At 24.1% G+C, this 15,019-nt stretch carries 15 protein-coding genes; 11 read left to right on the top strand and 4 right to left on the bottom strand.

Annotated elements, in window-relative coordinates; genetic code table 11:
- The first annotated feature begins 2 nt into the window (after positions 1-2).
- The 6 genes from F553_RS0105920 (at position 3) to F553_RS0105895 (ending at position 6,787) form a co-directional block, all read left to right on the top strand.
- Positions 3-1,094, top strand: a complete 1,092-nt coding sequence (locus F553_RS0105920) for a glycosyltransferase family 4 protein (protein ID WP_018999385.1) — start codon at positions 3-5, stop codon at positions 1,092-1,094.
- A gap of 26 nt (positions 1,095-1,120) precedes the next feature.
- On the top strand, positions 1,121-2,641 hold the full coding sequence (locus F553_RS0105915; RefSeq protein WP_018999384.1) for an RNA/DNA-binding domain-containing protein: 1,521 nt from the start codon (positions 1,121-1,123) through the stop codon (positions 2,639-2,641).
- A gap of 130 nt (positions 2,642-2,771) precedes the next feature.
- Positions 2,772-3,806 (top strand): glycosyltransferase family 4 protein, encoded by a 1,035-nt coding sequence (locus F553_RS0105910; protein WP_018999383.1) that lies wholly within the window; start codon positions 2,772-2,774, stop codon positions 3,804-3,806.
- Positions 3,803-4,723: a glycosyltransferase family 2 protein gene (locus F553_RS11735; protein ID WP_018999382.1), complete on the top strand. Its 921-nt coding sequence runs from the start codon at positions 3,803-3,805 to the stop codon at positions 4,721-4,723. The genes F553_RS0105910 and F553_RS11735 overlap by 4 nt, the downstream gene beginning before the upstream one ends.
- A gap of 3 nt (positions 4,724-4,726) precedes the next feature.
- Positions 4,727-5,701 (top strand): glycosyltransferase family 8 protein, encoded by a 975-nt coding sequence (locus F553_RS0105900; protein ID WP_018999381.1) that lies wholly within the window; start codon positions 4,727-4,729, stop codon positions 5,699-5,701.
- 12 nt (positions 5,702-5,713) lie between these two features.
- Complete coding sequence (locus tag F553_RS0105895; RefSeq protein ID WP_018999380.1) at positions 5,714-6,787, top strand: glycosyltransferase family 52; 1,074 nt, start codon at positions 5,714-5,716, stop codon at positions 6,785-6,787.
- Positions 6,788-6,812: 25 nt separating this feature from the next.
- On the opposite strand, the gene F553_RS12095 is transcribed toward F553_RS0105895, so the two are convergent.
- From F553_RS12095 to F553_RS0105880, 3 genes are all read right to left on the bottom strand, one after another.
- On the bottom strand, positions 6,813-7,820 hold the full coding sequence (locus F553_RS12095; protein WP_167319314.1) for a glycosyltransferase family 8 protein: 1,008 nt from the start codon (positions 7,818-7,820) through the stop codon (positions 6,813-6,815).
- A 131-nt stretch (positions 7,821-7,951) separates the two neighbouring features.
- Positions 7,952-8,935 carry a glycosyltransferase family 2 protein gene (locus F553_RS12200; RefSeq protein ID WP_018999378.1) on the bottom strand — a complete coding sequence of 328 codons (984 nt, stop codon included), beginning with the start codon at positions 8,933-8,935 and terminating at the stop codon, positions 7,952-7,954.
- Positions 8,928-10,136, bottom strand: a complete 1,209-nt coding sequence (locus F553_RS0105880) for an O-antigen ligase family protein (RefSeq protein WP_008539635.1) — start codon at positions 10,134-10,136, stop codon at positions 8,928-8,930. Before F553_RS0105880 ends, F553_RS12200 begins: the two co-directional genes overlap by 8 nt.
- Before the next feature lie 119 nt (positions 10,137-10,255).
- On the opposite strand from F553_RS0105880, the gene F553_RS0105875 reads away from it, so the two are divergent.
- Positions 10,256-11,131, top strand: a complete 876-nt coding sequence (locus tag F553_RS0105875) for an IS982 family transposase (protein ID WP_018999377.1) — start codon at positions 10,256-10,258, stop codon at positions 11,129-11,131.
- A 293-nt stretch (positions 11,132-11,424) separates the two neighbouring features.
- On the opposite strand, the gene F553_RS0105870 is transcribed toward F553_RS0105875, so the two are convergent.
- Positions 11,425-12,192 (bottom strand): hypothetical protein, encoded by a 768-nt coding sequence (locus F553_RS0105870; RefSeq protein WP_018999376.1) that lies wholly within the window; start codon positions 12,190-12,192, stop codon positions 11,425-11,427.
- A 324-nt stretch (positions 12,193-12,516) separates the two neighbouring features.
- Between F553_RS0105870 and F553_RS12675 the strand changes: the two genes are divergently transcribed.
- The 4 genes from F553_RS12675 to F553_RS0105860 all read left to right on the top strand — a co-directional run bounded on the left by F553_RS12675 (position 12,517) and on the right by F553_RS0105860 (position 14,698).
- Positions 12,517-12,723 (top strand): hypothetical protein, encoded by a 207-nt coding sequence (locus tag F553_RS12675; protein ID WP_244263937.1) that lies wholly within the window; start codon positions 12,517-12,519, stop codon positions 12,721-12,723.
- The gene (locus tag F553_RS12670) at positions 12,705-12,908 is read left to right on the top strand and encodes a transposase (RefSeq protein WP_341871231.1); all 204 of its coding nucleotides are present in this window, start codon (positions 12,705-12,707) and stop codon (positions 12,906-12,908) included. The genes F553_RS12675 and F553_RS12670 overlap by 19 nt, the downstream gene beginning before the upstream one ends.
- A gap of 229 nt (positions 12,909-13,137) precedes the next feature.
- Positions 13,138-13,866, top strand: a complete 729-nt coding sequence (locus F553_RS0105865) for a plasmid pRiA4b ORF-3 family protein (protein ID WP_018999375.1) — start codon at positions 13,138-13,140, stop codon at positions 13,864-13,866.
- 34 nt (positions 13,867-13,900) lie between these two features.
- Complete coding sequence (locus F553_RS0105860) at positions 13,901-14,698, top strand: Cof-type HAD-IIB family hydrolase (RefSeq protein ID WP_018999374.1); 798 nt, start codon at positions 13,901-13,903, stop codon at positions 14,696-14,698.
- Positions 14,699-15,019: the final 321 nt, after the last annotated feature.

The following is a 15,019-nucleotide window of genomic DNA, read 5'->3' as shown; positions in this document are numbered from 1 at the left end:
TTATGAAAAAAATTTTATTATTAGTACCTCGTATGAATATAGGTGGTGCTGAATCATATGTAGCATTAGTAGCTCGTAGTTTAAAATCATTAGGCTACAATGTATTTATTGCTTCTGCTGGTGGAGCGTTGGCGGTTGAATTACAAAAAGAAGGAATAAAACATTTTTTTTTACCGATTAGATTAAGTAAGTTTATATCAGGATTATTATTAAAACGTATTGTAGAAAAATATAATATAGACTTAATACATGCCAATTCGGAAGCAGCAGGTATTGTAGTCGTAAAGACACGAAATAAGTATAAATTAGATATTCCTATAGTATATACAGCTCATGGTGTATTACCAGCAAAAGTGAAAGACATTATAAATCAAGTGGATAAGATTATTGCTGTAAGTGAGTTTTCTAGGAAATCTGCAATAAAAGAAGGCTTTTTAGCTGAAAAAATACAAGTTGTTTATAATGGTGTAGATATTGAAAAATTTAAGCCAAATAGACAAAATAAAAATTTATTACGAAAAAAATATAATATACCACAAGAGGCTTTTACTATGATTATAGTTTCGCGTATTAAAAATTTGCGAAATAAAGGACATCAGCATTTACTTGATGTATTGAAAAATTATGAAATTAGTAAAAAATGGCATCTTGTAGTAATTGGTAAAGGAAAAGGTTTCAGTGATTTAAAGAAAAAAATAAAAGAATATCATTTACAAGATAGAGTACATTTATTAGGTCATAAGACAGATGTAGAAAATTATATAGATATAGCAGATGTAATGGTTTTACCATCATATTTTGAAACATTTGGATTGGTTTTAGCTGAAGGGATGGCAATGCAAAAGCCAGCTATAGCTTTTAATGTTGGTGGCATTAGTGAAGTTATAAGTGATAAAGAAACAGGATTTCTTGTAAAATATAATGATGATGATGATTTAGTAAATAAGATAAATAGATTAGCTCAAGATAAAGATTTATGTAGCAAAATGGGAATAAATGCAAGGAAAAAAGTAGAAAAAGATTTTGCTAATCAAATAATGATAAAAAAGATTATAGAAGTATATAATGAGATAATAGATAATAAAACTAATTAATGTTTTATAGGAGATATTAATGTTAAATGAAGACAGAAGAAAATATAATTACTTTTATAAATAATTTAGAAGCAGAAAATCAAGATATAGAATGTAAACAGTGTAAAAGAAATTTGCCGAAAGATGTTTGGTCAACATATAGTGCATTTGCAAATACACATGGTGGTAAAATTATTTTAGGTATTACTGAAATAAAAAATATAAAGGAAAACAAATTTATAATTACAGGTGTTGAAAACCCAGCTAAAGTATGTGATGATTTTTGGACCTGTATATCAAATACTAATAAAGTAAATTATAATCTTTTATCTAATAAAGATGTACAAATAGAGGAAATAGAAGGTAAATCAATAATTATTATTAATGTACCAGAAGCAACTCATCAACAGAAACCTATTTATTTAAATAATGTATTAACAAATACATATATTAGGTTAAATTCAGCAGATGTAAAAGTTAATATAGAACAGTTACAAATACTATTGAGAAATAGAAATTTAGCTCAAGATGTAGGCTTATTAAAAAATTATACAATAGAAAGAGATTTAGATTTATTATCTATACAAAAGTATAGACAACACATTTTTGAGCATACACATGATAAAAAGTATTTGGATATGGATATATTAAAATTCTTAATACAAATGGGAGCCTTAAAATTAGATTATAATGATAATAAATATTATATAACAGAAGGTGGTTTATTATTTTTTGGAAAAATAGATGCTATAATAAATAGATTTCCGCATTTTCATTTAGATTATTTTGATAGAAGAGGAAATAATGCGAGATGGAATGATAGAGTAGCTTCCGATGATATGTCCTTTTTAAATTTAAATTTAATGAATTATTTTTTTCTTATAATGGAGAAATTACAAAGTACAATAAAAGATGATTTTGAATTGGAGAAAAATTTAATAAGAAAATCTCCAGAAAATTTACTAGTGATTTTACGAGAGGCATTAATAAATATGATTGTCCATGCTGATTATTATGTGAGTACATCATCTATAATTGTTAATGTATATAGTAATTATTATGAATTTAATAATCCAGGAATGATGTTAGTTTCTACAGAAGAATTTATAAAAGGTGGAAATTCATGTCCAAGAAATACCGTAATAATGACATTATTTAGAAGATTAGGTTTATCAGAGAGAGCAGGTTCTGGCGGACCAGAAATATTTGATTTTGCAATTACTAATAGTTTTAAACAACCACAAGTAGAAACTAATTTTAAGGAAACAAATATAAAAATATGGAGAGTAGATGTAATTTCTACATATCCGAATTTATCAAAGGAAGCTAAGTTGATTTTTACTTATATTGATAAAAATGGTAAAAATAAATATACAGCAAAAGAGTTAAAAGAAGAATTAAAACTTAGTAAATATGTATTTCAAAGAGCAATAAAAGAATTAAGTGATACTGACCTAATAGTAATTACAGGTAATGGACGAGGTAGAGCATATTCAAAATCATTAACAAAACTAGAACTTTATGTAGGAGTACAAAAATTAGCAGATAGATTAAGAATGGGAAATTAATTGGATGGTAATTGGATGGTAATTGGATGGTAATTGGATGGTAAGAGCTGAAAGTCCTTGAATTTAAAGAAGGTAATTGGATGGTAATTGGATGGTAATTGGATGGTAAAATCATAGGGAAGTGAATTAATTGAAAAAAATTTTAAGTATAGTTTCGGGAAATCCATCAGGTTCTTTGAATATTGCGATAGATATAAGTAATTATTTAAAAACTAAAGGATATGAAATAATAGATATTTTTCGTAAATATAATAATACTGATTTAAAAGGAATAATTGTCATAAAAGATAGATGTACTATAGATTATATTTTATCATTGGGTGAATTTATAAGACATAGTAAACCAGATTTGATTATTGTTCATGGATATAGTACACATATTTGGACAAAATTAGCGTTGGCTTATGCTAAGATAGAAGTAAAGTTGATTCATGTGGAACATAATACAGAAAAGTATACTCCGTTTAGAAGATATTTAACAAAAAAGTTAGATAAATATACAGATAAGTATATTTGCGTATCAAAAGGTGTAGCAAATCATTTAATTAAACAAGGTATAGATGAAAATAAAGTTGAAGTGATATATAATGGTATAGATATCAATAAGTTTGATTTAATAAAAGAAAAGCATGATATATTTACTGTAGGAATGGTTGCACGTTTTAGTAAACAAAAAGATCAAATGACTTTAATAAAAGCTATAGAATATTTGGTAAAAGAAAAGCAAGAAAATATAAATTTAGTATTAATGGGTGTAGGCAAAACTAGAAAAAAATGCGAACAATATATTGTTGAACATAATTTGAGAGAGAATATAAAAATAATTGAAGGGAATATTAAAGAAATACTTCCTAAATTAGATGTTTTTGTATTAGCAACACATTATGAAGGGTTACCATTAGTATTATGTGAGGCAATGGCTTCAAAAACCTCAATAATAGCAACTAATGTAGCCGGAGTGAATGAAATTATTTTAGATAATAAAACAGGATTATTAGTTGAAGAAAATAATGAATTCGATTTAGCTGATAATATCATAAAGTTGAAAGAAGATATAACTTTAAGAAATCTTTTAGTAAAAGAAGCAGATAAATTCATTCATGAGCAGTTTAATTTAGAGCTTATGTATAAAAATTATGAGAGAAGGATAAAAGATATAATATGAAATATTTAACTATTTTTACACCTACATATAATAGGGCAGAACTGTTACTAGATTTATATAAGTCTTTATGTGAACAAATAAATAAAAATTTTTTATGGTTAATAATAGATGATGGTTCTAGCGATAATACTAAAGAGTTAGTAAATAAATGGAAAAAAGAAAATAAGATAGAAATACAATATATATATCAAAAAAATTCAGGAAAACATGTAGCACATAATAAGGCAGTAGAATTATGCAATACAGAATTATTTGTATGTGTAGATTCAGATGATATATTAACAAATAATGCAGTAGAAATAATTATTAATTATTGGAAAAATGATAGTAATAATGAAATTGATTTTGTAGCATATTGTTCGAGAAGAGGTGATTTATCAGGAAATCCTACGGGGAAACGTTGGATAGATGATAAGAGAAAAATATCGTTTTTTGATTTATATGAAAAACATAAATATAGAGGAGAATTAGTTTTAATATGGATAAGTAGAATATTAAAACAATATAGTTTTCCTGTATTTGAAAATGAAAAATTTGTTACTGAAAATGTGTTATATTATCAAATTTCTTATGATAAGCCTATTAAATTAATAAATGATGTATTTTATTTATTTGAGTATAAACAAGATGGTTATACAAAACAAGGTGAAAAATTATATTATAAAAATCCTTATGGATATGCAATATACCGTTATCAAGTAGGATATTTATCTTCAAATTTATTAAAGAAAATTAGATGGATAGCTAGATATAAAGGATGGATAAAAGCTTTTAGTTTAAATAAAAATTTAATAGAAAATGAATTTAAAAAAATGAATTTAAATAAAACAAATATAATTATTAATCTATTAAGTGATATATATGCATTATCATATAAAAAAGAATATAGTAAAAAAATAAATATATACTTGGAGTAAAAAATGAATATAATAAAAAAAAAGATAGTTTATGGTAATAATGATATTAAAAATGATTATTTTCATATTGTTTTTGGTATAGATGATGATTTTATAAGACCACTAGGCGTATTAATGACATCTATTTTAGAAAATAATAGAGATGAAAATATAATATTTCACATAATTATTAAAAAAATAAAAAAAGATAATGAAAAAATTGTTCAAGAGTTCGCAATAAATAATAATATTGTAATAAATATATATGTTATAGATGAAAATATATTTAAAAATTTACCCAAAACAGAATATATTAGTCATGCAACATATAATAGATTTTTAATACCAAATATTTTAAAAGATATAACAGATAAAGTATTGTATTTAGATGCAGATATTATATGTCTTAATAGTATTAAATTATTAAAAAATTTTAATATAGATGATAATATTGTAGGAGTAATAGAAGAGGCTAATAAATATGTAGAAAAACAACAAATAAAAGAATTGGGACTTATATCTAATAAATATTTTAATGCAGGAGTCATGTATATAAATATAAAAGAATGGATAAAAAATGATATTAATGATAAAATATTAAATTTATTAAAAAGTAAGAAAAAATTTATGTTTAATGATCAAGATATATTAAATATTATTTTAGAAAATAAATGTATATATATGGATAAAATATATAATTATGAATTTGATGTTAGGCATAAACATAATAGATATATATATAATATACCATCTGATGTAGTTTTTTTACATTATGTAGGTAAATTTAAACCGTGGCAAAAATGGTGTATGCATCCAGTAAAAAAATTTTTTGAGAAGTATGCAAATATTTCTTTATGGAAAAATGTACCATTAGATGAACCTAAGACATATAAGCAAATGAAACATATGGGAAAATCTTATGCTATATATAATAAAAAATTAAAATCAATATATTGGTATTTAAAGTATGCTGTTTATAAAATAAAAAGTAAATTATAGAGGAAATAAATTATGAAAAATTTATTTGTAGTAAATACACCATATCATTTATTAACTTGCTTTATATTGACACATAGTATTTATGAGAATGATGAAAATTATTTGGTGTTAATGCATCCTCATGGATATGAAAAATGGAAAATAAATGAGTTAATGACATATATGTCAACTACAAAATGTGGATATAAACAAGTTTTTTTATTATTAGATTGGTTATCTAGTAGAAATAAAAAAGAATCTTATCGTAAACAAGCTAATTATGTAAAAAAAAATATTAAACCCTTAAATATTGATAGAGTTTTTATTGGGGTAGATATATCTCCTGTAAATCAATTACTAGTAATGGCTGTTGGTAAAAATGAATTTTATCGTTTTGAAGATGGTGTATATTCATATATTAATGAAAATAGAAGGCGTAAAAAGAGTCATGCATTATTTCATAAAGTAAAAACATATTTATTAAAGTGGATATCAGGAATACAAGGAAATATGTATATTAATACAGAAGCAGAAGGTGAAAGTCCTGCAGGGAAATTAGATATCATGTATCAACCATGGCTTTTACAGAGAAAATCGCCTGCGACAAAAGAAATAACTGTTGAAATGATAAATCAAGCAATGCAAAATTTAAAATCTCAGCAGTTATTAAAAGAAGTATTTCAAGAAGAAAGTATATTATATTTAAGTCAACCAATGGTAGAAAAAGGTTTATTTACAATTGAAAAAGAAGTACAATGCTTAAAAAAAATATTATTATCAATAGGAAATAAAGCTGTATTGTATTATAAACCTCATCCTAATGATAGCAAAGAAAAACTAGAATATTATAAAAATAATTTTAAACAGTTAAAAATATATAATGGAATAGAACCGGCTGAATTATTATTTGCTTCAAATTCTAAGTTAAAATCAGTAATAAGTTATCAATCATCCGCATTATTAAATGTTAATAAATTTTCTAATGGTAGTAAAAAAGCGATGAGTTTTATGAATTTAATAAATACAGATCATAATAAAAATTATATTAAATTAATGAAAAATAGTAATGTTATAGATATAGGAAAATTATTAATGAAAGATATCTAGTAATTATGATGTGTGTACTAATGTATTATTTAATATAAAGTTGTTTTATTTTAGCAATGGAATATTTTATATACCATTTTAAGCTTTTTAAATATAATTTATGTTGTTTTAGATATTTAGCATAACGACGAATATCTTTATAATGAGAAGGTATAACTAAAGGAGTATTTTTCCAAGGAGAATTATCTTCATAATTTTTATAAATATTTTTGGTAAATGAATTACAATTAGGACTTAATGTCCATGCTAAATGCCATGGTTTAGGTATAGCTGCAAAATGTAATAATATAATTTTAGAATTAGTGAGTGTTAAGTTTTTACCTCTATTATATAAAATGAGATAATTATAATAGTCTTGAATATATTTGACATTATCTTGTAAAACGATATTTAATGCATCTTGATCTAAACATTCTAGTTTATCAGGATTAGTTTGTAATTCTAGTATTAATTTTTTAAAAATATCTAATTGATTCCATTTTTTTATATTAATAATTAACATACCGGCATTAAAATATATATTTCTTTTTAAATTTAGAGTAGAACATCTTTGTAGTATTATTTTATTATTAGGTTCAGCAACAGCAGCAATAATATTATTATCTAAATTTATATTAAATAAAGAGGTAGCATCATTTATGCAAATTATATCAGCATCAATATAGAATAATTTTGTATATTCTTTTAAAATTTGAGGTAAAATAAATCGAAAATAAGTAGGTAATTTCCAATATTGTTTTGTTGGCAAATTTAAATTTTCTAAAAAAAATGTATCAATTTCATATATAGTAATAATAGTAGAATATTTTTTAGATAAAAGTTTAAATTTAATAATATTGTCAGAGGATATGTTCGATATAAGAATATGAAAATGAAAATTATTTGATGGGTTATTTATACAAAAAGAAGTTATTGATGTCCCTGTACATCGTGCAAAATTGTTATCAATGCCATAACCAATATGAATACAAGAAAAATTATTTTTTTTAGTATTATAATCGAATGTAATTGTATTTTTTATAGAATTTATCAAGTTCATAGATACCTCATAAGTTTAAATATTATTTTATTTTTTAGATTAAGAAAAAATTTTAATAATAGAAAAATAAAGTATAAAATTAAATTTTTACTATATAATATATATGTTGAAAAAATATATTTATATTAAAAGTTTAATTTTTTTGTTGAAAAATTAATTTTCATTTTATAATATAGGTTTACATTTAAACATCTTCGAATGATATCCAATTTGTATTTAAATGGTAAATTTGAATATAATAATTTTCTGCTTTCTTTTATAATTATTTTTTCTTGTATTTGAAATTTATTTCTATGTTTATTAAATAGAATATTTTTTAATGCTATACGATAAATGTTAAATAAATATAAATTTAATTCTTTCTTCGAATTGTAGAAATAATTGTAGTCTATACCAAAGATAATACTTGCTTCGATAAAATCTAGACTAAATTTTGATGTATTAAATGTTGCACATAGACTAGTATCTCGTTGTCTATAATAATATAATGTTTTAGAAATAAATTGTATAGTATTTGTTTGTAGAATTAAACTCATAAAGATGAATAAATCTTCAAAAGTTTTTTTTAATGGAAATCGAATATTATAAAAAAGTTTTCTTTTAAATAATTTATTCCATATATATGTTTTCATGTTTAATATATAATAAAAGTTTTTAGAAAAAATTTTTTTATTGTTTTTTAGACTTAAATCATAGAAAGTGTTATTATTTATTTCTCCTAGATAAATAATATTACCTGTAGATGATATTTTACAATAGTTACACCAGATAATATCGGCATTTGTTTTTTGTTGTTCATTATAGAGTAGTTCGTACATATTAAGTTCTATAAAATCATCTGGGTCAACAAAACCTATAAAATCACCAGTACACTTCTCTAATCCTAGATTACGAGCAGAACTAACACCTTCATTTTTTTTATGAAAAACATGGATGCGATTATCTACTTTAGCATAATTGTCACAAATTTTACCAGAATTGTCAGTAGAACCATCATTTATCAAAATAATTTCCAAATTTTTATATGTTTGATTAATAATACTATCTAAACATTGTGGTAAATATTGTTCTACGTTATAAATAGGAATAATAATACTAATTTTATTCATATTGATGCTCCTGTTTTATATAAGAATTTAAAATCAAATATATTCCTGTAAATAAGTAAAATATATAAGTTAATTCTTTTAAATTGTATGATGAATATAAACAATCTGTTAAGCAACCAATAGAATATGCTAATATGCAAGCTAAATAAGATAAATTAATAGGATTTTTGTTTTTTATAAAAGTTTTTACGCTATTAAAAATAAAATATAATATTAGCAATAAATAACTAATACCTCCTAAAATACCAGCTTCAGATAATTTCTCTAAGAACGTATTGTGTGGGTGACGTTGGTATTCTCTGGCTAAAGGAGAACGATATTCTGAAATATAGTTAGTATAGTAATTTCCATAGCCTACACCAAAAATAGGATGTTCAATAAACATATTAGAAGCTGATTGCCACATTAATAAACGTTCATAATTAGGTTGGTTTTCATAGCTATTATTAGTAATACTTTCTAATCTATTTGTGGATTGTGGAGACATTTGGAAGATTCCAAAGCTATAGATAGCTATACAGCAAATGATAAGAAATGCTTTGAATTTATTTTTTATTCCTAGGAAAATTACTAATGGAAAAATGATACAAAAAGCTAACCAAACAATACGAGTATTTTCAAATATTAAAGCAGGAATATTTATAAAAATAGTAAAACGAAATAACCAATGTAATTTATTATAATATGTAGTTTTATTTAGAGAATAAGTTAGAATAAATGGTATTATTAATAAATTAACACCAGCTAAAAACATATAATGAAAATCACATAATCCTACAGGACGACCAACTTCTCCTAAATAAGAATGATATAAAATAATTAAGGCATTTATAGATAATGAAATAGAAAAAGTTGATAATAATATTAAAAATTTCTTATAGGTTATTTTATAAATAAAAAATATAATTAGTCCAATTAGAGGATTTAGAACATCAGATTTATATTCAGTAATATTATCTAATTGTAATAAGTTATTAGATATAAGAGATATAAATAAACAGGTGATAAATAATATTATAAAATGAATATGTTTTGTGGATAAATTAATTTTGGGTTTAATAAAAAATAATTTTAAAATACATATATAAAAAGCGAAAAATAAAAATTTGGTATTAATATTAGTAATAAAAGTTAATGAATAAATAACTAGACAAGCAAAAATAAGATTATCTAGACTAGATATAATCTTCTCTTTTGACATAATGAAACCTCCATTAATATAATTAGATCTTACGTATTGTGCTAGTTAAAATTTTTACTTGCAAAAAAAGTTCAACAAGAGTACATTTCTAAGTATTTCATCACAAAGAAGTGTATCTAATGTTGAACCAATCTCATTGTAAGCTAAATACTTTAAAATTTCAATCCCATTTATTAAATTGGTACAAATTTATTCAACCTTTATACCAAAAATATGTTCCTTCTTCTATTCGCCATCGCAGAAATATTCAGCACTGTAAATTAGATGATGTCCTTGTTATTTCTTTACTTTGTTGGCAAGTTGAGCTTAAAATTACTACTCAGCTTCGTTTTTATTACTTTTTGCAAAATAATATTTTTCCTAAATCTTCTCTTCCTGAGCGTTCACGTTTTAATCGTATTTGCAATAATGCTTTTTGTTTTTTGCAATGGATACGTATTGGTATATTAAAACAACATTCAAATAATCCTAAATACACAATTATTGACAGTTTACCACTACCATTATGTCAACCTCTTCGTAATAAAAGATGTAAAGTACTTACAGATTATGCAGATATTGGCTATAATGCCACTAAAAAGCAATATTATTATGGATTGAAAGGTAGCTTTGAAGTAGGAAGTGATGGATACATTTGGGCATATACATTGAGTAAAGCATCTAAACATGATATAAAAATGGTAGAAGATTTGTTAAGACAATATAGATGTCAATATATTTTAGCAGACCAAGGATATCTAAGTAATGAATTAAAAAAGAAATTGGAAAAAGAAGGAATATGGTTTTGGACACCATCAAGAAAAAATATGAAAGAAAAGAAACAAGAAAATAGTAAATTTCTAAAAAAGAAGAGGAAATATATAGAGACAGTATTTTCTAAATTAGTAAATTTATTTGATATAGAAAGAATAAGAGTACAATCTATTTTAGGATTTCGATTAAGATTGGAACAATGTTTATTAGTTTATACAATAAAAAATGAACTAGCACAATGAGTTAATATTATATTTTTCAGCTAATTTTTGTAGATTATTGAGATTTTCTTTGGAAATAATAGAAGAGATTATATGAAAATGAAACTTTTCTTAAGGATTATTTTTACAGAAAGAAACAATAGATGTAGAACAACAGCGAACATAATTATTATCAATTCCATAACCAATATGAGTTATAGCATTAGTTGTACTTAGTAGAAAAGAATAGTGTATGGTATTTTTTATTGAGTTTTTTAGTTGATACATAATATAACCTCAGTAATTTTTTATTAAATTTGGATAGTTAAATAGTTTTATTTAGGCATGAGTTTAATTTTTAACGCATTAGGAAGTAATGGTGATATTTGTAATTTTGAATAATTTAAATTTAGTGTGCCTATTGTAGCAATATAATATTCAGCATTTTCATCTATAATATCGCGTATAGTATTTCTAAATATTTTAAAGCGGGAAGTCCATTCTTGGTTTTTATTTTTAGCTTTAAACTCTAAAAGATAAAATTTTTTATTATTTTTATCAATGATATTTTGTTTGATTTTAATATTCTCACCATAGAAAAGATAAATATCATTACCAATAATATTTGGATCTAAATAAGAATTAACTTTTTTTTGTGGTAGAGCGCCAGAAACAGAATTATTTATATCATAAACTAATAAAGGATTTTTATGATTATTTGAATTGGCTTTAGAATTATCTATTAAAGAGGTACTTGTTATATTTTTTCGCGTTAACAAATGTAAAATAGAATTTAATTTATCTTCAACTTGATTGGAAGATAAACTGGTAATATATTTTTTAATACTGGAATTAGAGGCATATTTATAATTGTATGAACAATTAGGAGCATGGCTCGATGATGGAATTCTTTTTAAATAAGCTTTATGTTTAGAGGTTTCATGGCAGAATGTTAATTGAGCTTGAAGACATTCCGGACAAAACATGTTGTTAATAAAAGGAGCAATATTTTCATCATGAGATCGAGAAGCATTAATTAAAGAATCTATACTTAAAATTGTTTGTTTAGGCTTAAAATAAAATTTATCAAAAACGCGCGACATAAAATCATACTACTTTCTATAATAAATTATTAATAATATACCTGTTGTGCTAGTTAAAAAATAGCTTGAAAAAAGGTTTAACAAGAGTACATTTCTAAGTATACCAACTCAAAGAAGTGTGCATAATGTTGAAGCAATATCATTGTAAATCAAATAATTTCAAATTTTAACTTCGTATTCGATATCGTAGAAATGTTACTCAATCAAAATTAAATGATGCTGTTATTCTTTCTTTATTATGTTGGCAGGTTTCTTTAGATATTACAAATCAATTCCGTTTTTATTCCTTTTTGAAAAATATTGTTTTTAAACCAGGTCAAATTCTTGAACTTTCCCGTTTTAATCGTATTTGCTGTAATGCTCTTTTTTCCCTACAATACATGCGTATGTATCAGTTTATCTGAAAACTATTCTCCAAATCCTGCTTATTTGATTATGGACAGCTTACCATTGCCGGCTTGTGCTAATGCTAAAAAAAACAGTATTATTACGGATTTAAAGGATATTTTGAAATTGATAACAACGGACTAATAAGAGCATATGTTGTAACGAAAGCTTCAAAAACTGATACTGCATTGGTAAAAACGTTGCTTAGTGAATACAGATGTAGTAAAGTTATTGCAGATAAGGGATATATGAAGATACGGGAAGATGAAAAAATAACAAATGATTTAAAAAGAAAGAGAAGATATATAGAAACATTTTTTTCTAGTTGAGTAAATCTATTCGACATAGAAAGAATATGTGTTAAATCTTTAATAGGATTTCAACTAAGATTGGAACAATGCTTTTTAGTATACACAGTACAATTATTAGAAATTAACTAGCACAACGGATATATTAATATATTTTAGTTTTTTTTTATGGTACAATATTCCTAAAGATAATGCAAATATTTTTATAAGAAGAATTTAAAAAATTATAATGAAGAAAAGGTAATATATTATGACAAATTGTTCGATTTATCAATTTAATGCTGAATTAAAAGGTTATAAACCAAGAATGTGGCGTCGTTTTCAAGTTTCGGAAGATATCTCTTTAGCAAGATTAGCATATATTGTTATGACTCTTTTTGAAATGAGAGCTAATCATTTGTTTGATTTTGAATTTAAGATGGAATTGAATAAATCTAAATTAATAAAGGAATTGGGAAGAGAAAATATAGAGATACCAAGAAAATTTTTATTAAATATAATAAAGATAGGATTACCTGATAGTGAAACTAATGAATTAGATAAAAGGATTTATGACTTTAATATTTTTGATGTGAAAATGAAACACTTTATTACACCAATGATGCCTAAAACTAGATTTACATATGATTTTGGTGATGATTGGGAAATAAATGTAAAATTAGAAAAAATTATCATAGATGAAAGATTATCGAAAAAGGATTTACCACGTGTATTAAAAGGTAAAGGATATGGTATTATTGAAGATTGTGGTGGTATTGATGGATTAAAAAGTATTGCTGAAGCCTATAGTGAAAAAAGTGGTGAAGAATATGAAAATTATTGTGAATGGTTATTAGATGATGATATAGATTTAGCATCCTTTGATATAATAGATATGAATAATAGATTGAAAAATATTCCAAGAATTTATGAAAAAATTTATGAGCATGGAATATATCCTACAGAGCAAGAAATAGAATTGATTGAAAGAGATTATTAAAATAAAGATAAAATTTTTAGTAATGAGGTATGTTATGAAAGCAGTATTTTTTGATATTGATGGAACTTTGATTGAAGGTACACATCCAGATTATCGTTATATGCGTGAAAACGTACAAAAAGCGATTCGTAAATTGCAAGAGCAAGGTCATTATGTATTTATTGCTAGTGGTCGTTCACTTGCTTTTCTTGATGAAAAAATAAGAAATTTTGGTTTCGATGGCTATGTATTGCTCAATGGTTCAGTTATATTTTTCCACGATAAGATTATTTATAGAGCGCCACTTGAAAAATCTTTTGTGGAAAAAATCACATCTATTTGTGATGAACATGATATGCAGTATAGCTTACAAGGAGATTTTCATACTTATGTAGATAAAAAATTTGAATATCTAATCTATCGTTTAGGGCAATACGGAATTTTTGCTGACCAATTGACTTTCGATTATGATAAAAAAGCTATAGATGTTTATAAATTAGAAATAGATTCACCTAGACATGAAGATAGAAAATATATCATAGAGAATTTGCCTGAAGATATGACTTATGTAGAGGATATGAACCATAATTATTGCCATCTAGAAGTCTATGCTAAAGAAAATTCCAAAGCTACAGGAGCATTAAAGGTTTTAGAGTTATTGAATATAGATATAAAAGATAGCTATGCTTTTGGCGATGGAGATAATGATATTGAAATTTTATCTACAGTGGGAATGGGTATGGCAATGGCAAATGGCAGTGTAAAAGCTAGAAATAGTGCTAAAATTGTAGTTCCATCAGTATTTGAAGATGGTGTAGCTTATGGTATTGAAAGATATATTTTAGGTAAATAGGATTTTTTTTATTTATCTAGAATAAGATAGAGAGAATATATTTTATTAATAAATTTTTTTAGATATGGAAGGTTGGGGCATCAACCTTCTTTGGAGAGATATAGTAAGACCTGCTATTTTAGTAGGCAAGTATCGTTTGTATCCAAGAATCCCCTGCCTTTAGGCATGGGGAGTATGTCAAAAGAACATTTCCACTTTATTTAGAAGATGATACAAATGCTAATCCGACTGGTGGCATTTGTGAAATTCAATATAAATTAGTTGATGGTGAAGCTTGCCGAATTTTAAAACTTGTTAAATACACTATTTATAATATTGTAG

Source organism: Megamonas rupellensis DSM 19944, from assembly GCF_000378365.1.
GTDB classification, from domain to species: Bacteria; Bacillota; Negativicutes; order Selenomonadales; family Selenomonadaceae; genus Megamonas; species Megamonas funiformis.
The sequence above is the reverse complement of the archived record's forward strand: the minus strand, read 5'-3'. Positions and strand labels throughout refer to the sequence as shown.